General features: G+C 62.6%; 25 protein-coding genes and 2 tRNA genes. 11 read left to right on the forward strand and 16 right to left on the reverse strand.

The window, feature by feature from the left end; translation table 11 throughout:
* Nucleotides 1–43: 43 nt before the first annotated feature.
* The 16 genes from rseP to tolQ form a co-directional block, all read right to left on the reverse strand.
* Entirely contained in the window at nt 44–1,120 is a 1,077-nt protein-coding gene (gene rseP / locus J4F42_00365; protein ID MCE2483935.1) for an RIP metalloprotease RseP, read from the reverse strand.
* 27 nt (nt 1,121–1,147) lie between these two features.
* Nucleotides 1,148–1,939: a phosphatidate cytidylyltransferase gene (locus J4F42_00370; GenBank protein MCE2483936.1), complete on the reverse strand. Its 792-nt coding sequence runs from the start codon at nt 1,937–1,939 to the stop codon at nt 1,148–1,150.
* Between the two features lie 8 nt (nt 1,940–1,947).
* Nucleotides 1,948–2,778: an isoprenyl transferase gene (locus J4F42_00375; protein MCE2483937.1), complete on the reverse strand. Its 831-nt coding sequence runs from the start codon at nt 2,776–2,778 to the stop codon at nt 1,948–1,950.
* 77 nt (nt 2,779–2,855) lie between these two features.
* Complete coding sequence (gene frr, locus J4F42_00380; GenBank protein MCE2483938.1) at nt 2,856–3,413, reverse strand: ribosome recycling factor; 558 nt, start codon at nt 3,411–3,413, stop codon at nt 2,856–2,858.
* On the reverse strand, nt 3,410–4,147 hold the full coding sequence (locus J4F42_00385; protein ID MCE2483939.1) for a UMP kinase: 738 nt from the start codon (nt 4,145–4,147) through the stop codon (nt 3,410–3,412). The genes frr and J4F42_00385 overlap by 4 nt, the downstream gene beginning before the upstream one ends.
* A 33-nt stretch (nt 4,148–4,180) precedes the next feature.
* Entirely contained in the window at nt 4,181–4,780 is a 600-nt protein-coding gene (tsf, locus tag J4F42_00390) for a translation elongation factor Ts (GenBank protein ID MCE2483940.1), read from the reverse strand.
* A gap of 17 nt (nt 4,781–4,797) precedes the next feature.
* Nucleotides 4,798–5,700 carry a 30S ribosomal protein S2 gene (gene rpsB / locus J4F42_00395; protein ID MCE2483941.1) on the reverse strand — a complete coding sequence of 301 codons (903 nt, stop codon included), beginning with the start codon at nt 5,698–5,700 and terminating at the stop codon, nt 4,798–4,800.
* Between the two features lie 143 nt (nt 5,701–5,843).
* A complete protein-coding gene (gene rho / locus J4F42_00400) occupies nt 5,844–7,091 on the reverse strand; it encodes a transcription termination factor Rho (GenBank protein MCE2483942.1) in 1,248 nt (415 codons plus the stop codon).
* A 316-nt stretch (nt 7,092–7,407) separates the two neighbouring features.
* Nucleotides 7,408–8,403, reverse strand: a complete 996-nt coding sequence (locus tag J4F42_00405) for an RluA family pseudouridine synthase (GenBank protein ID MCE2483943.1) — start codon at nt 8,401–8,403, stop codon at nt 7,408–7,410.
* Nucleotides 8,404–8,421: 18 nt separating this feature from the next.
* A complete protein-coding gene (locus tag J4F42_00410; GenBank protein MCE2483944.1) occupies nt 8,422–9,345 on the reverse strand; it encodes a bifunctional riboflavin kinase/FAD synthetase in 924 nt (307 codons plus the stop codon).
* 34 nt (nt 9,346–9,379) lie between these two features.
* On the reverse strand, nt 9,380–10,177 hold the full coding sequence (ybgF, locus tag J4F42_00415; protein ID MCE2483945.1) for a tol-pal system protein YbgF: 798 nt from the start codon (nt 10,175–10,177) through the stop codon (nt 9,380–9,382).
* A gap of 3 nt (nt 10,178–10,180) precedes the next feature.
* Complete coding sequence (pal, locus tag J4F42_00420) at nt 10,181–10,543, reverse strand: peptidoglycan-associated lipoprotein Pal (protein MCE2483946.1); 363 nt, start codon at nt 10,541–10,543, stop codon at nt 10,181–10,183.
* 256 nt (nt 10,544–10,799) lie between these two features.
* A complete protein-coding gene (gene tolB / locus J4F42_00425; protein MCE2483947.1) occupies nt 10,800–12,122 on the reverse strand; it encodes a Tol-Pal system beta propeller repeat protein TolB in 1,323 nt (440 codons plus the stop codon).
* Between the two features lie 59 nt (nt 12,123–12,181).
* A complete protein-coding gene (locus J4F42_00430) occupies nt 12,182–12,547 on the reverse strand; it encodes a TonB C-terminal domain-containing protein (protein ID MCE2483948.1) in 366 nt (121 codons plus the stop codon).
* Between the two features lie 523 nt (nt 12,548–13,070).
* A complete protein-coding gene (gene tolR, locus J4F42_00435; GenBank protein ID MCE2483949.1) occupies nt 13,071–13,520 on the reverse strand; it encodes a protein TolR in 450 nt (149 codons plus the stop codon).
* 39 nt (nt 13,521–13,559) lie between these two features.
* Nucleotides 13,560–14,300 carry a protein TolQ gene (gene tolQ / locus J4F42_00440; GenBank protein MCE2483950.1) on the reverse strand — a complete coding sequence of 247 codons (741 nt, stop codon included), beginning with the start codon at nt 14,298–14,300 and terminating at the stop codon, nt 13,560–13,562.
* A 250-nt stretch (nt 14,301–14,550) separates the two neighbouring features.
* On the opposite strand from tolQ, the gene gap reads away from it, so the two are divergent.
* The 11 genes from gap to J4F42_00495 all read left to right on the forward strand — a co-directional run.
* Complete coding sequence (gap, locus tag J4F42_00445) at nt 14,551–15,558, forward strand: type I glyceraldehyde-3-phosphate dehydrogenase (GenBank protein MCE2483951.1); 1,008 nt, start codon at nt 14,551–14,553, stop codon at nt 15,556–15,558.
* Nucleotides 15,559–15,561: 3 nt separating this feature from the next.
* Nucleotides 15,562–16,350 (forward strand): triose-phosphate isomerase, encoded by a 789-nt coding sequence (gene tpiA / locus J4F42_00450; protein MCE2483952.1) that lies wholly within the window; start codon nt 15,562–15,564, stop codon nt 16,348–16,350.
* A 10-nt stretch (nt 16,351–16,360) separates the two neighbouring features.
* Entirely contained in the window at nt 16,361–16,780 is a 420-nt protein-coding gene (secG, locus tag J4F42_00455; protein MCE2483953.1) for a preprotein translocase subunit SecG, read from the forward strand.
* Between the two features lie 81 nt (nt 16,781–16,861).
* Nucleotides 16,862–18,292, forward strand: coding sequence for an FAD-dependent monooxygenase (locus tag J4F42_00460; protein MCE2483954.1), 1,431 nt, complete (start codon nt 16,862–16,864; stop codon nt 18,290–18,292).
* Nucleotides 18,293–18,388: 96 nt separating this feature from the next.
* A tRNA-Leu gene (locus J4F42_00465) sits at nt 18,389–18,472 on the forward strand.
* Nucleotides 18,473–18,547: 75 nt separating this feature from the next.
* Nucleotides 18,548–21,133 carry an insulinase family protein gene (locus J4F42_00470; GenBank protein ID MCE2483955.1) on the forward strand — a complete coding sequence of 862 codons (2,586 nt, stop codon included), beginning with the start codon at nt 18,548–18,550 and terminating at the stop codon, nt 21,131–21,133.
* Nucleotides 21,134–21,153: 20 nt separating this feature from the next.
* A complete protein-coding gene (prmA, locus tag J4F42_00475) occupies nt 21,154–22,050 on the forward strand; it encodes a 50S ribosomal protein L11 methyltransferase (protein MCE2483956.1) in 897 nt (298 codons plus the stop codon).
* A gap of 13 nt (nt 22,051–22,063) precedes the next feature.
* Nucleotides 22,064–22,798, forward strand: coding sequence for a 16S rRNA (uracil(1498)-N(3))-methyltransferase (locus J4F42_00480; protein MCE2483957.1), 735 nt, complete (start codon nt 22,064–22,066; stop codon nt 22,796–22,798).
* Between the two features lie 80 nt (nt 22,799–22,878).
* Nucleotides 22,879–23,847, forward strand: a complete 969-nt coding sequence (gene gshB / locus J4F42_00485; GenBank protein ID MCE2483958.1) for a glutathione synthase — start codon at nt 22,879–22,881, stop codon at nt 23,845–23,847.
* 90 nt (nt 23,848–23,937) lie between these two features.
* Nucleotides 23,938–24,010, forward strand: a tRNA-Phe gene (locus tag J4F42_00490).
* A 227-nt stretch (nt 24,011–24,237) separates the two neighbouring features.
* Nucleotides 24,238–24,538: hypothetical protein (locus tag J4F42_00495; protein ID MCE2483959.1), on the forward strand; the 301-nt coding region annotated here is incomplete at its 3' end.

Raw genomic sequence — 24,538 nt, forward strand, 5'->3', positions numbered from 1 at the left:
TCCCCTTCTTCAGCCATGCAGTTGTCCGTCTGGGGTGACACAGCTAGCGTACCAGTCGTGCAATATCGTTGTAGAAGACCAACACGACCAGCGAGATGATCACCACGAAGCCGACGCGAAAGGCCATCTCGCGCGAGCGCAGGCTGGGAGGACGGCCGATGAGCAGCTCGATGAACAGAAAGAGCAGATGGCCGCCGTCCAGAATCGGAATCGGCAGGAGATTGAAGATGGCCAGATTCACATTAATGACGGCGGTGAAGTGCAGGAGGTAGCTCAGCCCGCGCTGGGCCTGCTGGCCGGCCACCTGGGCAATGAGAATCGGTCCGCCCAACTCTTTGGTCGAGACCTCCCCGTGGAGGAGTTGGCCCACGGTCTGCACGATCAGGACGCTGATGGCCCAGGTTTGCTCAGCCCCCAGTACCACGGCGCGGCCGACCGATACCGGTTCCAGACGCGTGGCCGGCATAATGCCAATCGCGTATCGCTCGCGTCCCTCTTGATCCATCCCCTGGCGCAACTCCGGGCTGACGACCACCTCAAGCGGCTGGGGGCCGTCCGCTCGCCCGACCTGCAGGCTGAGTTCTGCCCCACCACTGCTGCGGATATGTTCGGCCATTTCCTCCCAGGTCTGCACCCGGCTGCCCGCAATGCTCATAATCTCGTCCCCGGGCTGCAGCCCGGCCCGCTGGGCCGGCGAATCAGGGACGATTCCGCCGACCCTGGCCTCGTCTATCGCAACCGGAATGCCAAAGCTGGCAAAGGCCAGGCCAAACAGGAGAAAGGCGGTCACAATATTGGCGCACGGCCCGGCCGCGACAATCAGGAAACGACTCATCAACGACTGATGGGGAAAGGAACGCGGGATATCTTCCGGGGCGATTTCCTCGCCCGTTTCTTCTCCGACCATCTTGACATAGCCGCCCAGCGGCACGGCACTGATCAGGTATTCCGTCTCACCAACCGTGCGTCCGACGAGCTTGGGTCCAAAGCCGAGCGAGAACCGCTCAACGCCAACGCCGACCAGCTTGGCCAGGCTGAAATGGCCGAGTTCGTGCACGAACACAATCAGGCCAAAGACCAGGACGACTTTCCAAATCACATCCAGAGTTGACAGATCCATACGGCTTCCTCAATCGCAAGTCACAAGCTAGGCCCACAGGGCACCATAGTAATAGATAAAGGCGGCCGGGAAAAGCAAACTATCGGCCCGATCCAGCAGACCACCGTGGCCGGGGAACAGCCGGCCCGAATCCTTTGCCCCGCACGCCCGCTTGACCGCCGACTCGCATAAATCTCCAATCTGGGCCAGGATCGCCAGGACGGCCGCCAGCACGCCCAACTCGGTCCAGCTCCGCTCCGGCAGCAGCCACACCCAGCCAACCCAGGCCGCCCCCAGACTGCCGAGCAGTGCCCCTGCGCTGCCCTCAAGGGTTTTACCGGGGCTGATGTGAGGGATGAGCTTACGGGTGCCCCACAGCCGCCCAACGGCATACCCGCCGGTATCGCCCAGCATAGCAACCAGCAGCAGGAAAAACACCCAGCCGACGCCGTCCGGGAGCTGCCGGACCCAGACGAGGTGGGGCAGCAAAAAACCGACGTACACAACCCCCAACAGGGTCAGACTGACTCCGGCCAGCCCCCTGTCGGGCTGGGGCGTGCGCAAAGCCCATGCAAAGGTGAGAAAAAATCCGGCGGTCAGCACCGCGCCGACCAGCGCGCCGGGCCCGACACACATGGCTGCCGCCAAGCCGCCGCCCCAGCCGAGTCCCAGACCGCAGGGGAGCGGATTGTGGTCCCGTGTCAGCGAAAAGAATTCGTACAGCCCGAGACAGGTCAACAGAAAAACGGTCGCGGAGAAGACCCAGACCGGGGCGCAGCAGATACAGACGACGAGGAGTGGCAGGGCAAGGGCTGCGGTCAAGAGTCGGTCGCGGAGCACACCTGCGCCTAGCCTACCGCCCGCCGGAGACCTTTCAGGGTCTGCTGTTCGGCGGTTCGTCCAAAACGCCGCTGGCGACGCTGATATTCGAGCAGGGAGCGGAAAAAATGCTCACGGTCAAAGTCCGGCCACAGGGTATCCGTCACGTACAGCTCGGTATAGGCCAGCTGCCACAGCAGAAAATTGCTGATCCGCATCTCTTTTCCAGTCCGAATCAGAAAATCGGGATCGGGGATATCCGCCGTCCACAAATACCGGGCAACAGTCTGTTCATCAATCTCGTCAGGTCGCAGGCGGCCCTCCTGAACGGCCCGGGCCAGGGCCCGGGCCGCAGAGACAATCTCTTCACGCGCCCCATAGCTGACCGCTAAGACAACGGTCAGACCGGTGTTGTGTCGAGTTGTAGAGATCGCCTCGTCAAAAGCCGAACGGACCGGCCCGGGCAGACGGGCCAGATCGCCGAGGGCCAGCAGCCTGATATTGTAGTCCATCAGACGGTCGAGTTCGCTGCGCAAATAACGACGAAAGAGGCTCATCAGAACGCGGATTTCAGCGCTGGGACGCTGCCAATTTTCTGACGAGAAGGCGTACAGGGTGAGATACGAGAGGCCGAGTTCGTGGCTGGTTTCGACGATTGTACGGACGGTTTCTTTGGCCCGCTTGTGGCCTTCGGTCCGGGGCAGACCACGCTGCTGAGCCCAGCGACCGTTGCCGTCCATGATGATGGCGACGTGTCGGGGGAGCCGGTCCAGCCGCAGGTGCTGAAGCTCCTGCGGGACAGGCCCCGGTCCAGCCGGCCCTTCACCGGCCAGCCTGAGTTGAAGACTGCCGTTTTGCATCGGTCGGTTCTGCTTTATCACTCGCGTCCACACCCCACCGGGTAAGGCACGCCGCTCAACGGCACGCTTTTCCGGCTCTACACCGACAGCAAATCCTCTTCCTTGACCCGCAAAATCTGCTCAATCTTGTCGATCGACTCGTTGGTCACTTTCTGGACTTGGTCTTGCGTGGCCCGCGCTTCGTCTTCAGGCATTTCTTTGCTCTTCTGCATTTTTTTGATCCGGTCATTGATGCTGCGGCGATGATTGCGCATCGACACTCGATAGTCTTCGGCTATTTTCCGAATATGGCGCACGAGTTCCTTGCGGCGCTCCTCGGTCAATTCGGGTAGCGGCACCCGGATGACCTTGCCGTCGTTGACCGGTGTCAGCCCCAGGTCGGCTTTATAGATCGCCTTTTCGATATCGCCGATAATATGCTGGTCGTAGGGCTGGGCCAGCAGCAGACGGGGCTCAGGTGCCGACAGGGCGGCCACTTGGTTCAGAGGCGTCGGGGCTCCATAGCAGTCAACCATCACCCCTTCGATAAGAGCCACCGAGGCTCGGCCGGTGCGCACCTTGAGAAATTCTTTGTTGAGAGACTCGATGGTATGGTCCGCCTCTTTCTTCAACTCGTTCAGTAGCTGCGCATTCATACTGCCCCTCCATGGACCAGGGTTCCGACCTGCTCCCCGAGCACGGCTCGCTTGATATTGCCCGTCTCCAGCATGCTGAACACCAGAATCGGCAGGCGGTTGTCCATACACAGAGAAATCGCGGTCGAATCCATGACTTTGAGGTTTTTTTGCAAGACCTCGATGTAACTGACCTCGTGATAGCGCTTGGCGTCGGCGACGTGGACCGGGTCGGCATCGTAGATGCCGTCAACCTTGGTGGCTTTAAAAATGATCTGCGCCCCGATCTCCATGGCCCGCAAACTGGCCGCCGTATCCGTCGTGAAGTACGGATTGCCGGTGCCCGCCGCAAAAATCACCACCCGGCCCTTTTCCAGATGGCGGGTCGCCCGGCGCCGGATATACGGCTCGGCCACCTGCGACACGCTCAGGGCCGACAGCACCCGGGTCTGGACCTCAACCGTTTCCAGCGCCTCCTGCATGGCCAAGCTATTGATCAGGGTGGCCAGCATGCCCATGTAATCGGCCGTTGCCCGGGCCATGCCGCGGGTGCTGGCGGCCAGGCCCCGAAAGATATTCCCGCCGCCGATTACCAGGGCGATTTCACAGCCGAGGTCGTGGACCTCCCTGACCTCGTTGGCCATCCGCGACATGACCGCCGCGTCAATCCCATATCCGGCGTCTCCGGCCAGCGCTTCGCCGCCGATTTTCAGTAATACCCGTTTGTAGGGCAGCGGACACGGATCGTCAGTCATGATTCCGGCTGAACGTGGCTGGCCCGCCCCGCACTACTCGGCGGCTTGTGCGGCCTCGCCAATCTGGAAGCGGGAAAAGCGGCGAACGACAATATTTTCTCCGGTGCGGGCGACCATCTCCTTGACCAGCTGTTCGACCGTCTTGGCCGTATCGCGGATAAAGCTCTGCTCGAGGAGGCAGTTCTCTCCGTAGTACTTCTCCAGGCGTCCATCGACAATACGATCAATGACCTTCTCGGGTTTGCCCTCGGCCAGCGTCTGGGTGCGGTAGATCCCCCGCTCTTTTTCCACCTCCTCGGCCGGGATATCGTCGCGCCGGACATAGCGCGGCTGAGCGGCGGCAATCTGCATGCCGAGGTCTTTGACCAACTGCTGAAACTCCTCGGTGCGTGCTACAAAATCGGTTTCGCAGTTGACCTCGACCAACACCCCGATCTTGCCGCCAGCGTGAATGTATGAGCCGACAATTCCCTGGGCCGCAGCCCGGCCGGCTCGCTTGGCGGCTGCGGCAAGCCCCTTTTCACGCAAAAACGTGATCGCCTTGTCAATATCGCCACCGCTTTCGTTCAGGGCTTTCTTGCAATCAACGACTCCGGCTCCGGTCCGCTCGCGAACCTCCTTGAGCAGGGCCATGCTCGTGTTCTGGTTGCTCACTCATCACCTCCGTCTGCCTCGGCCTCAGCAGCCTGCTCGGCCGAGGGGCTTGGAGCCGTCTGGGCTGCGGCGGGAGCGAGTTCCGGGGCGGTGTCGGCCGCTGGCTCGACAGCCGCTTCGGCGACCTCGGCCTCGCCTGCGCCAGCCGCGGGCTCAGCCACGGCCGTCTCTGTCTCAGCGGTGTCTTTTTCCTCGGCCTGCTGGCGCTCCTCAAGCTGGGCTTGGCCCTCAAGCGCCGCTTCAGCCACCGCGCTGGTAAACAGTCGGATGGCCCGGATCGCGTCATCGTTGCCCGGCACCTTGTGGCTGATCGTATCCGGGTCGCAGTTGGTATCAACCGCAGCCACGACCGGAATTCCGAGCTTGTTCGCCTCCCGGACCGAAATTTCTTCTTTTTTGGTGTCCACGACAAACATGGCGTCCGGCAGCTTGCGCATGTTCTTGATGCCGCCCAGGGTCACCATCAGCTTGTCTCGCTCGCGGCCGATACCCAACAGTTCCTTTTTGGTCAGCGCCTCGTTGATCGAGGGGGTGTCGAGCATTTCATCGAGCTTTTTCAGCCGTTCAATAGACTTCTTGATCGTCTGGAAATTGGTCAGCATCCCGCCCGGCCAGCGATTGTTGACGTAGTACATCCCGCATCGTTCGGCCTCTTCCCGCACAACGTCCTGGGCCTGTTTTTTCGTGCCGACAAACAGAATATGGCCGCCGTCGGCAACCAACCCCGAGACAAAGTTCGCCACCTCACGCAGCATGCCGACGGTCTGTTGCAGGTCAATGATGTGGATCCCGTTGCGGGCACCGAAAATATACGGCTTCATCTTGGGATTCCAGCGGCTGGTCTGGTGGCCAAAGTGGACCCCGGCCTCAAGCAGCTGCTTGATTGTGATATCGGTCATGAATCCTACCTTCCTCTGACTGTGCGATCTGATGTCGCGCTCTGCGGTGCGAGAGTTGTAGCAAATGGGGGGGGGCTTTGCAACGCGCGCCCAGAGCCGATCGGGACGGAAAATCGCCCCCTCGGCGGGCACGAACGCAACGGCTACTGGTTCATCGATTCCAGAAATTCGACATTATCTTTCGTCCCCTCTATCTTGTCCATCAGGAATTCCATGGCCTCGACGGTATTGAGCTGCGAGAGCAGTTTGCGCAGAATCCAAATCCGGTTCAATACCTCTTTGGTCAGCAGCAGTTCCTCCTTGCGGGTGCCGGACCGATTGATATCGACCGCCGGAAAAACGCGCTTGTCCATCAGGCGCCGGTCCAGGTGAATTTCCATATTCCCGGTGCCCTTGAACTCTTCAAAGATGACCTCATCCATACGGCTGCCGGTATCAATCAGGGCGGTGCCGAGAATGGTCAGGCTGCCGCCGTCTTCGATATTCCGGGCCGCGCCAAAAAATTTCTTGGGACCGCGCAGGGCGTTGGCGTCCACCCCACCCGACAGCAGCTTGCCGCTGGGCGGAACGACCGAGTTGTAAGCCCGGGCCAGGCGGGTGATGCTATCGAGCAGAATCACCACGTCTTTGCCGTGCTCGACGAGGCGCTTGGCCTTCTCAATCACCATCTCAGCCACCTGGACATGACGGGTGGCCGGCTCGTCAAACGTGGAGCTGACGACCTCGGCGTGCACCGAGCGCTGCATATCGGTGACTTCTTCCGGCCGTTCGTCAATCAGCAGCACGATGAGGATGACTTCTTTCTGGTTGTTGACAATGCCCTGGGCGATGTTCTGCAACATCATCGTCTTGCCGGTGCGCGGGGCGGCGACGATGAGGCCGCGCTGGCCCCTGCCGATCGGGGTTAGCAGATCAATGATCCGTCCGGTATACGCCTCGGGGTCGTATTCGAGCCGCAAGGGCTCCTCAGGATAGAGGGGCGTCAAATTATCGAACAGGATTTTTTCGCGCGCGCGCTCCGGTTCCTCATAGTTGATGACCTCGACCTTGAGGAGGGCAAAGTAGCGCTCGCCCTCTTTGGGTGGACGAATCTGGCCGGAGACTACATCGCCGGTGCGCAGATTGAAGCGTCGAATCTGACTCGGGGAGACGTAGATATCGTCGGACCCAGGCAGATAGTTGTAATCCGGGGAGCGCAGGAAGCCAAACCCGTCGGACAGAATTTCCAGCACGCCCTCACCGTAGATATACCCGCTCTGCTCGGCCTGGGCCTGCAGAATGGAGAAGATGAGGTCTTGCTTGCGTAAGCCCGAGGTGCCATCGACGCTGAAACCACGCGCGATTCTCGCCAACTCACTGATCTTCTTTTCCTTGAGCGTCTTCAGATTCAGCCCGCCATCCTCATCACCAACCTCGATGCGGATATCCCGGGGCTCTTCCACTTCTTGTTGCCGAGCGGCCGACCGAGCCATGAAATTCTCCCTTTACTGCGTGCAATGTGCGATGTGTGAATCTAGAAAGCTGTCCTGCCCTTGGCGGGTCGTGACAGGTCCGCCGGGCGGACAGAAGCCGTGTGTGCCATGCGGGAAAGTTCTCAACCGGAAGGGATGGAGAAAGCGGCGAACGGGGGGTTTCTGCTGTGTGTCTCTCTGAACGAGTCTGGTGTGGGCTGAACTGTCCTCATCGTAATTGATCTTCAGCCTAGTGTCAATTCACGGGCCGCGTCTCCGAAACGCCCATCGCCCCCAGCAAGGCCCGCATATCCGGCGGATAGGGGGCGCGGATCGTCATCATCCGCCCCTGGACGGGATGGGAAAACCGGATCGCCTCGGCGTGTAAGGCCTGACGCCCAAAGGTCTGCGCCACGGCCGGTGCTCCACGCAGTCTGGCCTGAGCCGGACCATACACCTGATCCCCGACGAGCGGATGGCCAAGCGCCGCCATATGCACCCGCAGCTGGTGGGTGCGGCCAGTTGTGGGGAACAGACGGACAAAGGACAGCCCCTGGGCCTCGGCCACAACCTGGTAACGGCTCAGCGCAGCCCGACTGTGACGGGCATGCACGGACATCTTCTTCCGGTCGGTCGGGTGGCGGCCAATCGGCAGCTCGATCCGTCCGGTCTGGGCTCGGAAGCGTCCCACCGCGACAGCCCCATAGGTCTTGTGGACCTGACGCGCCCGGAACTGGCGGGCGAGGTGCTCGGCACTGCCCTCGTCCTTGGCCACGAGCAGGACCCCTGAGGTGTCTTTGTCCAGACGGTGCAGAATGCCGGGCCGCAGCGAGTGGCCGGAATCGCGCCAGCCCCAGCGGAACAACAGCGCGTTCACGACCGTCCCCTGCCACTGTCCGGGCGCGGGATGGACGACCATGGCCGGAGGTTTGTTGATCGCCAGGAGAACCTCATCCTCATACAAGACGTCCAGGGGAATAGCCTGGGGAGCCGCCAGCGGCGGCGCTGCGAGCAGGGGCTCAATACACAGCGTGTCGTCGACCCGGACGCAGTAGCCAGCTTTTTTTGGCTGGCCGTTGACCAGCACCCGGGCCTGATCGATCAACACCTTGGCCTGCGAGCGGGTAGCGGCGATGACGCTGGAGACAACCCGATCCAAACGCTGGCCGCCGTGCTCTGCCGAGATCACAAACCGTCGCGGCGAATCGACACCGCTCACCTGTCCCGGCCGGAATGCTGCTTGCCCAGCCATGCGACCGTCTATACCTCCTCACCGGCCCAAGAGGGTACGCGCACGCTCGGCATCCTCTCGGATTTGCCTGACCAAGTCTGGCACGGAGGGAAACTTTCTTTCTCCTCGCAGCCGGGCAACAAAGCCGACCCGCAGCCTCTGGCCGTAGATGTCCGCCGAGAAATCAAAGATATGGGCCTCAACCGTCCGCGCATTGTGGCCGAAGGTCGGGTTGACTCCGACATTGGCTACGCCAGCCAGTCGGGTCTGCTGGCCCACCTCGATCCGTACCGCGTAGACGCCGTCAGGCAGCAGCAGATCGGCCCGGGGCCGGAGATTGGCGGTCGGAAAGCCGATCGTGCGTCCACGCCGAAAGCCTTGTTGGACACGGCCGCTGACGGTGTAGGGGCGGCTCAGGAGCGCGGTGGCCCCGTCCAAATCGCCCGCGCTCAGCAGCGACCGAATGGCCGAACTGCTCACCGCCCGGTCCAGCACCCGGACCGGCCCGACCACCTCAACCCCAAAATCATGGCGCTGGCCCAGTCGCTCAAGCGCCTCGGCGCTGCCGCTACGGTCCCGGCCGAAGCTGAAGTTATGGCCGATGATGACGTGTTCGACGCCTATGGCCCGAACCAGATACTGGTCGACGAACTCCTCCGGGCTGAGGCGCGAAAAGGCGCGCGAAAAACGCTGGAGCACCACCCGCTGTACCCCCTGCTGGGCGAGGGAGTCTAATTTCTCGCGCAGGCTCAGAATCAACGGCAGCGGGCGGGCGGGCCGCAGGACCGAAAGCGGATGGGGATGAAAGGTCACAACGAGTGCCGTTCCCCGACGCCGCTCGGCCTCCTGGACCAAACGGCGCAGAATCGTCTGGTGGCCGAGATGCACTCCGTCGAAGTTTCCCAGGCTCACGACTGGGTGGGGCAGACGGGGCTGGCGCAGGATATGCCGGATGATCTCCATGGGTGCTCGGGCAAACGACGGTGGGAGGACGGTACTAGGGTTCCAGGGACTGGAGCAGGGATCTGGCTTTGGAGATGGCTGCAGAATCGGGATAGTCGTCCATCACCTTGCGCAGAATCAGACGGGGAGAGTTCCGATCCCCGATTTCGAGAAAGGCCTCGGCCTGGCGGACCAAGGCGTCCGGCCGCCTATCGCCCTTCTCGTACTGGAGCACGACATCGTTCAGCGCCAGAATCGCTCGGTTGTAATCGCGCTGCATGAAATAGATCTCGCCGATCCAGTACAAGGCGTCGTCGGCCATGTCCGAGGCCGGATAGGTCCGTTGAAACGTCCGGAACTGTTGGACCGCCTGCTCGTAGTCTTGGGCACGCAGCAACTCGAGAGCCAGGGTATACTCCTGCTGTTCGCGGAGCATTTCGGGCGGCCGTTCGACCTCGTGGGCCGAAACGGGTGGGATATCGGGGTCCGGCGGCACTTCGTCGGACTGCGACAGAGACGAGGTGGCGACCGGACCCTGAGGCGGAAACGAGGGGCGGTTCCGCTCCGCCTGTTCCAGCCTGGCGATACGTTCCTCCATCTCCTGCAGGTCCTGCCGATCCTGAACCTGAGGCGTCGGGCGCTCGCGGGCGACGCGCTCAAGACGGTGCTGGACCGTCTCAAGCGTTCCCCTCAACTCAGCCACCTCTCGACGCACATCGGTCACCGAGGCTTCCACATTGGCAATGCCGGTCCTTAAAACCTGACTGCCCTCCTGGGCACGCTGCACGTCATACTGCGTCGCACAAGCGCCCAGGAGCGGCAGCAGCACGACAGAAAATCTGAGTCCCTTCACGAGTCACCGGCTAATGATCAGAAAGTGAGCCCGGCGGTTTTGCCGCCAACACGCCTCTGAGTCCTCAGCGCACAGAGGAGCTTCCTCTCCATAGCTGATGGTCGACAGCCTATCCGAGGCAACGCCCAGAGAGACAAGGTAATCATAGGCCGACCGCGCCCGCTCGGAGCCGAGGGCCAGATTGTATTCCACGGTTCCCCGATTGTCACAGTGGCCCTCAATCTCAACCCGGGCCGTCGGATTCCTGCGCAGCCAGTCTGCATTGGTCTGCAAGACTTCTCGGGCGGTCGGCGAGAGATCGAAGGCATCATAGTCAAAACGAATATCCTGCAACTCCCCGCCAGCCTGAGGTCCATCCGCAATCATCGTCTCCGTCCTCCTACCAGGGTCGGACAAGGGATCCTCGTCGGGTGCGGTGCCCATGTCAAATCCGGACTGTTGAGGAGACTGCGGGAGAGTTGGTGGAGAGTCGGGCGTGCGGGGGGACTGTCGAGCTGGACACGCGCTGAGGAACACTATAACAAGCAGGCTGCAACCCACCCATCCACACCACCGAAAGAGGCTCTGCATCGTTCTGCCCAGTCCTTATTGTTTGTTGCTGAATGTCACTGATTCGGTCCACTCACTGGAGGCGAGCTGACCATGTCGGACTAGTATCATCTCCCCCCCCAGCCGTCAATTGTTTGACGCTGCGGCCATCCTGACTGGCAATCCACAGCCGACCGTCCGCGCTCAACACCACATAGCGCCCGTCTGGCGACCAGGAGGGATCCTCCCCAGCCGCCACAGTCCTCTCCCGGCCGGAGGCAATATCGGCGATTTTAACCCGCATCCCACGGGATTGGCTCGTGTACGCAATCAGCCCACCCTTGGGCGACCAGGTCGGCGAGGTATTATACGCGCCCGAGAAAGTCACCCGCCGGATCTTTCCCGAAGCGAGATCCAGCACATAAATTTGCGGTCCGCCGCTGCGACTCGAACAAAACGCCAGGCGACGTCCGTCTGGCGACCAGGCGGGCGAGACGTCAATGCCAGGGTTGGTCGTCAGACGGCGGAGCAGACGTCCCTGGGGAGAGAGGAGAAAAAGATCAATATTGCCGTTTCTTTCTCCGCTCACGGCGATGGTCTTCCCGTCTGGCGACCACTGTCCGCTGTAGCCGATGGTTTGCGACAGCTGCCACTCCTTGCCGCTACGCAGTTCAAAGCGAAACGGATAGGGACCGCCCCGCTTGTACGAAATATAGAACAGATCGGTCGCTCCAGGATTCCAGTGCGGTGCCAGGATGAGGCTTCTCGCGTGAGTCAGCCGCTCGACCTCGGCTCCGGTCAAGTCGGTGACATAGACTTCTTTGGCCCGCCCGCCGGCCCGGTTGGACACAAACGCGATTCTGGAGTTGAACGGACCTTCCTCACCGGTCAGGAGCAGCATCACATGGTCGGCGAAACGATGCGCCATTCTGCGTAGGTCCGCTCGCCGACCACGGTAGCGCTTGCCGCCCAGGTACCGACGCTGGGCAACGTCAAACAGACGCGCTTCGACGGTCAGCGTGTCTCCTTCGAGCCACACGCTGCCCTTCATCAGGGCCAGCGCGCCCAGCACCGACCAGTGGCCAAAGTTGATCTCGGCCTCCACGACTCTGTCCGGCCCCTCAAGATAGGTCCCGCGGTCAATGACCCGGAACACGCCGGACAGGTCGAGGTCACGGGCAATGATATCAGAGAAGGCCACTCCCAGACCCTGGTCGGAACCCGCTGGCTGCGGGGACAGAGGCGAGAGCGCAATCGGCAGCCCTGCCCCGCCCGGTTCGGGTACAGTGATTTCGATCTGGGCCTGGATCGGGCGGCACACTCCGAGGAACACCGCCAGGCCCACAACCCCGATTCGGCAGGTTCGCCTCAGCGTGATCCGCCGCGCGCGCCACGTCTCGACTTGCCAGTTGCCCATCATCCGCCTTCGCTCTGCCGCCCGCGTCTCGGCTCACGCCCCCGTGCTTCAGTCATCGCTCACTCGCCAAAAGCGACCTGGACTTTCTGGGACAGAAACTCATGCAGGTGCTCCACGGGTGGCGGGGGGAGCGGGTTGGCGTGATGCACGGCACGCAGGGCCGACTGATCAAATGCCGCATTGCCCGACGAACGCGTCAGGTCGATATCCGCGATCTCGCCGTTGGGCCTGATACCGAACTGCACTACTGCGGTTAAGCCGGCCTGTTGATGGGTGACAATCCAGCTGTCCTTGACCCGCTGCTGAACCAGGACGGTATACCCGACAAAGGCCGGCGGTCGGCGGCCTGGTCCGCCACCAGAGCCGGAGCCGCCGACCGTTCTGGACCCGACCGGTTGCCGGGCGGTTCGTTCGGCCGTTCTCATGTTCTGGCGTACACGGTCAACAGCCTCGGCTAGCTGTCGCGTCTCACGGGCTTGGCGAGACATTGACGGTTGTGGCTTGGCCGATTTGACGGCTGGTTTTTTCTGGGCCTTGGGTTTTTTGGCAGGTCGCTTGGCCTGCCGCTTGGGCGCGGGTGGAGACGGCTTTTTGACAGGTCGCTTGGCCTGCTGCTTGGGCGCGGGTGGAGACGGCTTTTTGACCGACGGCGCCGGCTCTTTGGTAACGGGCGGTGCCGGGGGCGGCTCTTGAGCTCGGCTCAGCGGAGGAGGGTCAGGGGCCGGCCGGCTGCCTGGAGGCGAGGTAAGCGCGGACGGGGCCACCAGAGCAACGACATACGGCTCGGGTCTGGCGGGCTGGACCGGGCTACGCACCCCAGCCGTCACCAGACCGACGATGGCTCCGGCGTGCAAGATCACAGATACCAGGAGCATGCGACCGAAGCCCGGGTAGGACCGTTTTTTGTGCTGGATCTGGTAGGCCATAGCTAACTGAGCGGGTATGCGCTCACTGCTCCGTCATCTCTTGAGTCGGTTGTGTCTGCACCGCGTCTGCACCCAAGGCTTCGGTCACCATGCCCAGCCTGGCCACTCCGGCCCGTCGGACCGCAGCCATGACCTCTACCACTCTGCCATACATAACGTTTTTATCAGCGCGCAGATACACGGTTTGATCCGGACGGTTGCGGACCGCAGCTGCGAGAGTCGTTTGCAGGGCCTCAATCTCAAGCTCCGCCGCATTCAAATACACCTCCCCTTCCCGGCTGACGGCCACAACCAGTTGATCTTCCTGGCCGGCCATGGGGTCGGCCTCTACCCTGGGCAGTTCAACACCAACGCCCTGCTGAAGTATCGGTGTGGTGACCATGAAAATAACCAGCAGCACCAACATCACATCAACCAAGGGCGTCACATTGATCTGCGACATGCTGCCATCGCCCAACTCATCAAATGCCACGGTCTGTCTCCTCGCTTCGGGCGGGTGGAAGTGCGCCGGCTACAAAAAATGGCGCTCGGCAATATTCAGAAACTCGGCCAGGAAGTTTTCCATGCCCAGAGATACCAGCCGAACCTGACGGCTGAAGTGATTATAGGCCACGACCGACGGAATCGCTGCGGCCAGGCCGATAGCGGTGGCGATCAGAGCCTCGGCGATGCCCGGCGCGACCGCCTGAATCGTTGAGCCGGTGCTTGAGCCCAGGCCCAGGAAGGCGTTCATAATCCCCCACACGGTGCCAAACAGACCGATGAAAGGGGCGGTGGCGGCGGTGGTGGCCAGAAAGGTCAAACCGCTCTCCAGCCGGGTCAGCTGTTCCCGGGCGGCCCGGCGCATCGCCCGCTCGACATTCTCGACCCCGCCCTCGTCAATGTCTTCGAAGGAGTCCGGTTTGTGGGCGGGATCCTGGGGCTGCTTGCGGGCACGCGTGATCCGCATCAGTTCCTGATAGCCGGCGCGAAAGATCTGGGCCGTCGCACTCTCCTTCATCTCCAGGCTGGCGGTGTGGATGGAGGACAGATTTTTTGTCTCCCAGAACACCACGGTAAACTGCTCAGACTCGCGCCGGGTGCGGAGCAGTTGGCGGAATTTGAAGAATACAATCGCCCAGCTGATGATCGAGAACAGCACCAGCAGGTAGAGGACGGCTTGGACGACCGGACCGGAGCCGGTGACCATTTCGAGTACAGTCGGCTGAGCAAACGTTTGCCGGGCAGCCGCGCCCAAGAGCGAATCTTCCATCCTGTTCCCCGCCTCCTCGTCACCAAGCCGCCCAACCACACGCCGCGGACGCGTTCGGATTTGAGCGGCTCCTCAGCACGCTGCGGCTCATTGTAGCCCACCCTCCCCGCTCACGCCATTCCCCGGCCTGCGTCTGAGCGGCGAACAGAGAGGCTGGAAGGCCTAATCCAACGCCTTCCCTTGACTGATTTTTCCGCTTGGGGAAAGATGCAGGCAGCCAAGGGATAATCTTTATCGAAGGTGGGAGGATATGGCTGTACGCATAGGACTGAACGGTTTTGGACGGATCGGGCGGAATCTGTTTCGGGCCAGCATCAACGAACCCGGGCTCGAATTTGTGGCCATCAACGATATCACCGACGCCGCAACCCTGGCCCATTTGTTGCGCTACGATTCGGTCCACGGTCGCCTCGAGGCCGATATTGCGGCCGAACCGGACGCTCTGATTGTCAACGGTAAACGCATTCAGGTCTGCCAGGAACGCAATCCGGCAGACCTGCCTTGGAAAGCCCTCGGGGTTGAGGTGGCGCTCGAATGCACCGGGCTGTTTACCGACCGTGACAAGGCGTCCCTGCACCTGTCTGCCGGAGCAAAAAAAGTACTGATTTCGGCCCCGGCCAAAGGGGCGGATTTAACCCTGTGTTACGGGGTGAATCATGCCAGCTACGACCCGGCCTCGCACCATATTATTTCCAACGCGTCGTGTACCACGAATTGTCTCTCGCCGGTCGCCAAGGTCTTACACGAAACGTTTGGCGTCAAACGGGGACTGATGACGACCGTCCACGCCTACACCAACGACCAGCGTATTCTCGATCTGCCCCACTCCGATATTCGGCGCGCCCGCGCGGCCGCCCAGTCCATGATCCCGACCTCAACCGGCGCCGCCCGCGCGGTCGGCGAAGTCCTGCCCGAACTCAAGGGCAAACTTGACGGCATGGCCGTTCGGGTTCCCACGGCCAATGTGTCGGTGGTCGATCTGGTCGCCGAACTCGACAAGACAGCCAGTGCCGAAGCGGTCAATCAGGCGATGCAGGCGGCGGCCGAAGGCCCGCTCAAGGGCGTCCTCCAGTACTGCCGGGAGGAACTGGTTTCGGTCGATTTCAACGGCAACCCGCATTCGTCTATTTTCGACGCCGCCCTGACCAAGGTGATGGACAACAACTTTGTCAAAGTCCTGTCCTGGTACGACAACGAGTGGGGCTTTTCCAACCGGATGCGGGACGTCTCGCTCTACATCGGCCAGAGCCTGAGTTAGCCCATGGCCACCCGTCGTCCCCTGCTCGCCGGCAACTGGAAAATGCACGGCACCCGGTCCGAGACCGAGCGCCTGCTGTCAGCCCTGATCCAGGCCTTGGGCGGCGTCGACCCCGCCCAGCGGGAAATCGTGGTCGCCCCGCCGTTCAGCGCCCTGGAGACCGCCGCCCGCCTGCTGGCCGACACGCCCATCCGTTTAGCCGCCCAGAATCTCCACTGGGAGCCGCACGGGGCGTTCACCGGCGAGGTGTCGGGTCCCATGCTCAAAGAAGCCGGCTGTGCCTACGTCATTCTCGGCCATTCCGAGCGGCGTCAATACTTCGCCGAGACCGACGAGAGCGTGGCCCGCAAGGTCCGGGCCGCCCGGCGGGACGGGTTGTTGCCGATCGTGTGTGTGGGGGAGTCGCTTGAAGAGCGTGAGAGCGGAGCGACCCTGGCCGTCATCGACCGTCAAATCCGGGGCGCCCTCCAGGACTCAGAGCTGGCCCAAGACCTGGACCAAGACCCGGCGGCCCTGACAGGCTTGGTGATCGCCTACGAACCGGTCTGGGCGATTGGGACGGGCCGCAGCGCGGCACCCGACCAGGCTCAGGAAGTCCACGCGGCCATACGCGCGACCTTGGGTAGCCTGATCGGTCCGGCCACGGCCGACACGACACGTCTGTTGTACGGCGGCAGTGTAAAGCCCGACACCGTCGACGATCTCATGGCCCGGCCGGACATAGACGGGGCGCTAGTCGGCGGGGCCAGCCTGCAGGCCGACTCCTTTGCCCGCATCGTCAACTTCCGTTAGGAGCCGTATCATGTCGTACACGCTAGTAACTCTCGTCCACGTTCTGGCCTGTTTTTTCCTGGTCCTGGTCGTCCTGCTCCAGACCGGCAAGGGTTCTGATGTCGGGGCGGTTTTTGGCGGCTCCAGCCAGACCATCTTCGGCAGCTCGGGCGCCGGCAATTTTTTGACCAAAACCACCACCGGCATCGCGGTTCTGTTCATGCTGACCTCTCTCTTTCTGTCCTACGGCGCATCCCGCCAGACAACCGAAAGCCTGTTTGACGCGATCTCGACCGAGAGCCTGGGCGTCCAGGAAGAGCTGCCGGCAGCCATTCCAGGCACGGAGGCCGGCTCAGCCCCGGGCGACTCCGGCACGGCGGGCCAGCCTGAAGCGGCGACCGAACCACAGGCCGCTGCCCCGACCAGCCCGGAACCGCGCCGGCTGCCCTGAGCGAAGCTGCCCAGGCATCGGATCCGGCTTCGCAATAGGGCCAGGTCTGGCCTTTGAGCGTGCCGCAACGAGAGTGAGAAGATGAGCCGGACCCACGCGATTGTTATTGGCGGCAGCATGGCCGGCCTGAGCGCCGGCCGGGTCCTCAGCCAGGTCTACGACCGGGTCACCGTCATTGACCGTGACACCTACCCCGAAGGCGTGGGCGAGAGATCGGGCGTCCCACACAGCCGCCACGTCCATGCCCTGCTGGCCCGGGGACGGCTCGAACTGGAACGTCTGTTCCCAGGCTTTGGCAATCTGGCGCGTGAAGGCGGCGCGCACGAGATCGACTTTGGGATGGATTTTGCCACCCTGCGTCCATACGGCTGGAGTCAGCGCCGGCCAGACGGACTCAGTCTGCTGTTTGCCAGCCGCAATCTCATCGAATCCGTCGTCCGTGGCCTGTTTCGTCGGCTGCCGAACGTCACCCTCCTGGAACAGACTGCGGTGACCTCGCTGAACAGCGCCACCAATGGGCGCCGGCGGGTCACAGGCGTCACAGCCCGCTCGGCCGATGGAAGCGGTCCGACACAGCTGGACGCCGACCTCGTCGTTGACGCCAGCGGCCGGGCCTCTCAAGCGCCGGCGTGGCTCAGGGCCCTGGGTCTGGAGCCGCCCCAAGAGACGGTCGTCAACGCCTTTGCCGGCTATAGCTCGCGCTGGTTTCAAGCGCCCAGCCCCGAGCGCTGGCCTCAGGAATGGTGGTGGAAGGGTATCTGGATCGATCTGAAGGAACCCGAGGTGCTGACGGCCGGGGTGTTGTTTCCGGTCGAGCATGGACGCTGGATCATCACCCTGGGCGGGGTGGCCAAGGAGTATCCCCCGACCGATGAAGACGGCTTTATGGAAGCCCTGGGGAGCCGCCTGCGTTCCCCCATCCTGGCCGAAGCCGCGCGCCTGGCCGAGCCGCTTTCGCCGGTGTACGGCCATCGCACAATGGCCAACCGTTTTCGCCACTACGAGCAGTGGCACGAACGCCTGGACGGATTTATCGCCCTGGGTGACGCGGTGTGCGCCTTCAACCCCGTGTATGGCCAAGGCATGACAACCGGGACCTTATCCGCGGTCGTCCTGGCCGAGTGTCTCGAGCGCTACGGTCCTGACGAGCCTGATTTGCCGCAGCATTTTTTTCGTGCCCAGGCAAAAGTCCAGGACAATCCGTGGCGGCTGGCGACCGGGGCGGATTTTCGCTTCCCGTTAACCGAAGGCAGCCAGTCTGCCGGCTCGCGCGTACTCGACCCGTATATGAAGGCGCTGTTTGCCACGGCGATTGACGATCATGTCGTACGCCGTCGGCTCAGCCAAGTCATCAATATGCTCGAGCCCCCGTCGGCATTTTTTGCGCCGCCAATCATGGGCCGGGTGGTGCTGAACGCCGTCCGGCGGCGCGTGGGGAAACACGCCAGGACACCGATTCCAGACCGGCCGCCGACACACGCGGCTGGGCCGTCGTCCCACCTCAGTCCGTAGGCCCGCCCCCTCCCCTCTGGACCGCATTCGTTTGTCCGGCTATGATCTGTGGCCGTCAGCGGATGCGGCCTGCATCCGTGTTTTTCTATCCGTCGTGCGAGGATGGCGGAACTGGCAGACGCGCTAGGTTGAGGGCCTAGTGGGGTAACACCCATGGGGGTTCAAGTCCCCCTCCTCGCACTCTCCCGCCCCTTTTTCTCCCGCCCGTCCCGGTCTTGATTGACTCGCCCCGGAGCTTGTGAGACACAGGACGGCATGGCATACGATTCGACCACGCTCCGTGCCCCGTCCGACTCCGAAGACAGTCGTTCCCTGTTTCGCCTCGAGAACGGCCTACGGGTGGCCATTCAGGAGGATCACTTTGCCCCGGTGGTGGCCATTCAGGTGTGGGTCAGGGCCGGCAGCGCGGACGAGACACCCGACGTGGCCGGGGCCGCCCATGTGCACGAACACATGATCTTCAAGGGCACCGAGCGGCGACCGGTCGGTGTGATTGCGGCCGAGGTCGAATCGTCCGGCGGCAACATCAACGCCTTCACCTCTGCCGACCACACCGTCTACCATCTCGTCCTGGCCTCGCGTCACTGTCGCACCGGCCTCGATATCCTGGCCGATGCCATGCACAACTCGAGCTTTGATCCGCGCGAACTGGAAAAAGAACTCCAGGTCGTCATGGAAGAGTGGAAGCGCGGCGAGGATTCTCCCACCTCGCGCGCGGCAACAGAGCTGTTTCGCCTGGCCTATACCAGCCACCCCTACGGACGCCCGGTGATCGGCTTTCGGGAAACTGTTGAGGCGCTCGACCGCGAGCGCGTCGTCAACTTCTACCAACGCTGGTATCACCCCAACAACATGACCCTGGTCGTCGTCGGCGACGTGGACCGTCGGGCCGTGGAGGGCGACGTGCGCGAGCTGTTCGGTCCCTACCCGCTCAGCCCGCTTCCGGCTCGACCACGGGCGGCCGAGCCGGCCCAGCGCCAGACTCGTCTGTCCGGCCTCGACATGAACGTTGAGGAATCCTACCTGTATCTGGGCTTTCCCATTCCCGAGGCCGACCACGCCGACATTTTTGCCCTGGACCTGTTGGGCTTTCTCCTGGGCGGAGGCGAGAGTTCGCGGCTGGTCCAGACCGTGCAGGTCGAAAAGGAACTGGTCAACTGGATCTCGGCCAGCGCCTACAGCCCGGCCGACCCAGGGCTGTTCATTGCCGCTGCCGCCCTGGAACAGGACAAAGTCCGGCCTGCGCTGCAAGACATGCTGGCCGCGATTGCCGACTGCCAGCAGCGGCTGGTCTCGTCCGCCGAACTCGACCGGGCCCGTACAAACCTGGCCAGCGACTTCACCTATCGACGGGAAACCGTCCAGGGCCAGGCTCGCCAGCTGGGCTATTTTCTGAGCGTGTTTGACGACCCGGACTACGAAGACCGCTATCTGGCCGGTTTGGCCACAGTCACCCGCCAAGACATTCGGCGCGTGGCGCAGCGCTATCTCACGACCGACCGCCTGTCGCTCGTGCTGCTCGGAGCCGAGGCCCAGGCCGGCTTGCCGAGCGCGGCGGACATTCAGGCCTGGCAGAAAACGGAACCTGCCCCCACGGTTTCGGCTCCCGAAAACGACCGGGTCTCGTATACCGAACTGGACAACGGCATTCGCCTGCTGGTCAAGGAGCATCACAGTGTTCCGGTCGTGTCGCTCCAGGCCTGCATGCTGGGCGGTGTGCTGTTTGAAACCGAGCGCAGCGCCGGGATGAACAACCTCATCGCCGGGTTGCTGACCCGCGGCAGCCAGCGCTTCTCGCGCCTGGCACTGACCGAGGCCGTTGAATCGCTGGCCGGCAGTCTCAACGGTTTCTCGGGCCGTAACAGCCTGGGTCTGAGCGGCTCGTTTCTGTCCAGCCAGGCGGCGACCGGGCTGGAACTTTTTCTCGATACCCTGCTCCAGCCCATTTTCCCGGCCGATGAGGTCGAAAAGCGCCGCCGCGAAATCCTGCTGGCCCTCAAGAACCGTGAGGACGAGTTAGCGCAGATCGCCTTTGACCTGTTCTACGCCACCATCTTCACCACCCACCCCTACCGCCTGCTGCCGCTGGGCCGGGTGGAGAGCGTACAAGCTTTACGCCAGGAGCAGCTGGCCGACTATTACCGCACCGTCCTGAACCCCCGCCAGCTGGTGGTCAGTGCGGTCGGCGACGTGGATAGCGACGAACTCATCGCCTACCTGCGGGCCAGCCTCGAAGGCCTACCCAGCGTTTCAGACCAACTGGCCCTCCCCCCCTCCGAGCCACGCCTGACAGGCACGCGGCGCCAGACCAAGGCGGTCGACAAACAACAGGCGCATATCGTCTTGGGCTATCAGGGCGTGGCCCTGGACAACCCGGATCGCTACATCCTCAAAATCATTGACGCGCTGCTGTCCAGACAGGGCGGTCGCCTGTTCTACGAACTGCGCGAAAAGCGCGCTCTGGCCTACTCCGTGACCGCCTTCAGTGTCGAAGGGCTGGCCCCGGGCGCGTTCGGGATCTATGTCGGCACCGATCCCAACAAGGTCGACGAAGCCGTCGACGCGGCGCGTCACGAACTGAGGCGGCTGTGCCAGCGGCCGGTTGACCCGGCCGAACTCGAACAGGCCAAGAAGTATCTGACCGGCAGCTATGAAATCTCTCTTCAGTCCAACGGCTCCCAGGCCGAAGAAATGGCCTTTAACGAACTCTACGGTCTGGGCTATGACAATGGGCGGCGGTATCTCAGAGCGCTGGGCGCAGTCACCGAGGAAGACATACGGCGGGTGGCCCGGACTTACTTTGATGAGCACACGGAGACCCTGGTTGTGGTGGGCAAGTAGGGCCGGGACGGAGGAACGGCGTGGAGCGCTGGCTGTGCCTGTCGGTCACGGTTCCGCACGAGGCGGTCGAGGCGGTGTCAAACTTCCTGATGGAACGCGGATCGCTCGGAGTGATAGAAGACGAGCGTGACCCGGCCGTCCCTCAGCCTCCAACAACGACCGTCCAGGCATTCTTTGCAGCCGACAGCCCAGGTCTGGCCCTGCGTTCGGCCCTGCACCGCTACCTGGACCAGCTCGCCCAGCTGTTTCCCCAGCTCGACCTCTCCCACCCGGTACAGCTGAGGACGCTTAACAGTCAGTCCTGGCAGGACCGGTGGCGCGAACACTTTCCACCGCTTGAGGTCGGCTCACGCTTTGTGGTGCTGCCGCCCTGGGAGACGGCCCCGGCTCAGACCCGACGCGAGTGTCTGGTCATTAACCCCAGCATGGCTTTTGGCACCGGTCACCACGCCACGACGCGGAGCTGTCTGGAGGCGATTGAGGCGCTGTGCCTGGCCCACGGCGCACCGGTCCGGGCACTCGACCTCGGGACCGGCTCGGGGATTCTCAGTATTGCGCTGGCCCGCCTCGGCTGCCCCGATATCTGGGCTCTGGACACCGACCCGGTCGCCCTGGACGAGGCGCGCAAGAATCTCGCCGCCAACCGTATCACCTCAGGTGTCCGACTGAGCGCGCAGCCACTCGAATCGCTGTCGCTGACATTTCCACTCATTGTCGCCAACCTGTTTGCCCAGACGCTCATTGAGCTGGCCACCCCCCTGACCCGAGCCACGACGCCGGGCGGCCACCTCATCCTGTCCGGGATTCAGACCGAGCAGGCCGCCGACGTGGAGGCCACCTTCCCGGCTCCGGTGTGGCGTGAACAGTCCCGTCTTGTGGCCGACGAATGGGTCAGCCTGGTCCGCCAACGGGTGTAGCAGTCTACGGACGATGAGACGGTTTTTCGTTCACTCCTCCGCCGTACATGCCTCCCAGGCCGTGCTGAGCGGTCCAGAATACCACCACCTGCGCCACGTCGTGCGCCTCCAGATCGGCGACCAACTGGCCCTGCGCGATGAGCGGGGCATCGAATATCGCGGCACAATCAGCCACTTCTCTGCCCAGGCGGCCACCATTGCCATCGGGTCTGTGACTGATGCGGCGCCCCTGTCTTTCGCCCTCAGCCTGGCGCTGGGTCTGCTCAAGGGCGCCAAGCTGGATCTGGTGATTGAGAAAGTCACCGAACTCGGTGTGCACACCATCGTGCCCTTTTTTTCCGCCAATACGGTCGTTAGCCTGCCCCAGGAGCGCCAGGACCAGCGTCTGGCCCGTTGGCGGCGTATCGCCCAGAGCGCGGCAAAGCAGTCTGGCAGCCGCCTGCCCCATATTACGGCGCCCCACTCTTTCGCCCAACTCCTCGGTGCCGCGTCCGGCTCAGAGACCAGGCTGCTGTTCTCCGAACACGAGCGGACGCTCAGCCTCAGAGCCTTTGCCGACATCCACCGAACGCTGTCCAGCCTGTGGATTGTGATCGGTCCCGAGGGCGGTTTCACTCCCCAGGAGGTCGACCAAGCCCAAGCCGCCGGCTTTACGCCCGTCAGCCTCGGTCCATCCATCCTGCGCGCCGAGACGGCCAGCATCGCGGCCGTCAGCCTGTGTCAGTATGTGTGGCGACAGTCCCCCTGACTCGGCACCCGGCGCCCTCTTGCCTTTGCCGGGCCGAATGCCTAGGCTGCCAGCCTATTACCGCACTGGAGCACTGCCTTATGGGACGCCTGCGCTTTGCCTTTATCATGGACCCCATCCAAGACGTTCTGATCGACAAAGACACGACCTTTGTCTTTATGCTCGAAGCCCAGCGCCGCGGTCACGAGTTGGCCTATATCGAAATGGGCGATCTTTTTATCGAGCGGACCAGACCCATGGCCCGCACCCGGCGGATCGAGCTGCGGCGCGAAGAGGGTCGGCACTTCACCTTTCTCGGTCAGACGGTCGAGCCCCTGGGCGGTTTTGACGCGGTCTTTATGCGCAAAGACCCGCCGTTCGATATCGCCTATCTGCACGCCACCCAGCTGCTTGACCTGGCCCAGGACGAAGGCGCGGTGGTGCTCAACCATCCCGGCGGTCTGCGCGCCGCCAACGAAAAACTCTTCGCCCTCAACTTCTCCGCCGTCATTCCCCCGACCCTGGTGTCTCAGGACGCCGAGCGTCTCAAAGCCTTTCTCGAAGAACTCGGCGGAGAGATGATTATCAAGCCCGTCGACGGCCACGGCGGGGCGGGCATCTTCTACGTACAGCGGCAGGACCGCAACCTGAACTCCATCCTGGAAACGGCGACCAGACAGGGACGCGAGCCGATCATCGCCCAGCAGTACCTGCCGGCCGTGCGGCAGGGCGATAAGCGTCTCATCGTCCTGAACGGCGAGCCGCTGGGCTGCACCCTGCGGGTTCCGCGCGCCGACGAACATCGGGGCAACATCCATGTCGGCGGCACCTGCATCAAGGCCGCTATCACCCCGCGCGACCGCGAGATCTGCGCCCTCATCGGGCCGCGCCTGCGCCGTGAAGGGTTGTATTTTGTCGGTCTCGACATCATTGGCGAGCATCTGACCGAGGTCAATGTGACCAGCCCGACCGGCGTGCAGGAAATCGACCGGCTCGACCAGGTGTGCCTCGAAGCCAAGGTCATGGACTTCGCCGAGCAGAAAGTTGGAGAGCGCCAACAGCAAGCCTGAGGCGGTCTTGACTCGGTCGGGCGCATTCAGTACAAAACCGGAACGCGCCGGGACACCCCGTGTCTCACGCGCCCCGGCCAGTCCCTCCATGGGCAGGTAGCTCAGTCGGTAGAGCAGAGGACTGAAAATCCTCGTGTCGACGGTTCGATTCCGCCCCTGCCCACACCACTTCTCCTATCAGAAATTGATCTTTCTGAACGCTCTCAGGTACCGATTGCAGTCTGTTTCAAGTCATATGACACCTGCCCAGCCTTCGTGCAGGCGCGCTTCCAGACCCAACGCTATGGCTCTGGGAATCTTTACCATACCTTGACGCCTATATGGTCCTTACCCACCCTAATGGACCCATAGGACCATATGGACAGATTGGAGGTACGAGTGGACTTTCTTATGAAAGAACCTTTCGGGGCAGAAGCCGCGCGAGAGCTTTGCCGCATTCCCGAGATTTTCGAGCTTGGCCGTATCTACAGGCGCGAGCAGATCAGCACCACGCTCCAATCAAGCTTCGTGGAACGTGGAGGAAACGAGCACACCTCGAAACATGCCGTCGCCACCATCCTCAAAAAATGGTTGCGCCAAGACAGCAGTCCCTTTGAAAAGGTGTGTGACAAACATGGTCGAGAGATGCGTGGCCGGTACCGATTTATCGGTTACGACGACCAGCGGGGAGCATTCGAGCGTCTTCGAGACA

This window comes from Desulfurellaceae bacterium, assembly GCA_021296095.1.
In the GTDB taxonomy this organism is placed as follows: domain Bacteria; phylum Desulfobacterota; class Binatia; order Bin18; family Bin18; genus JAAXHF01.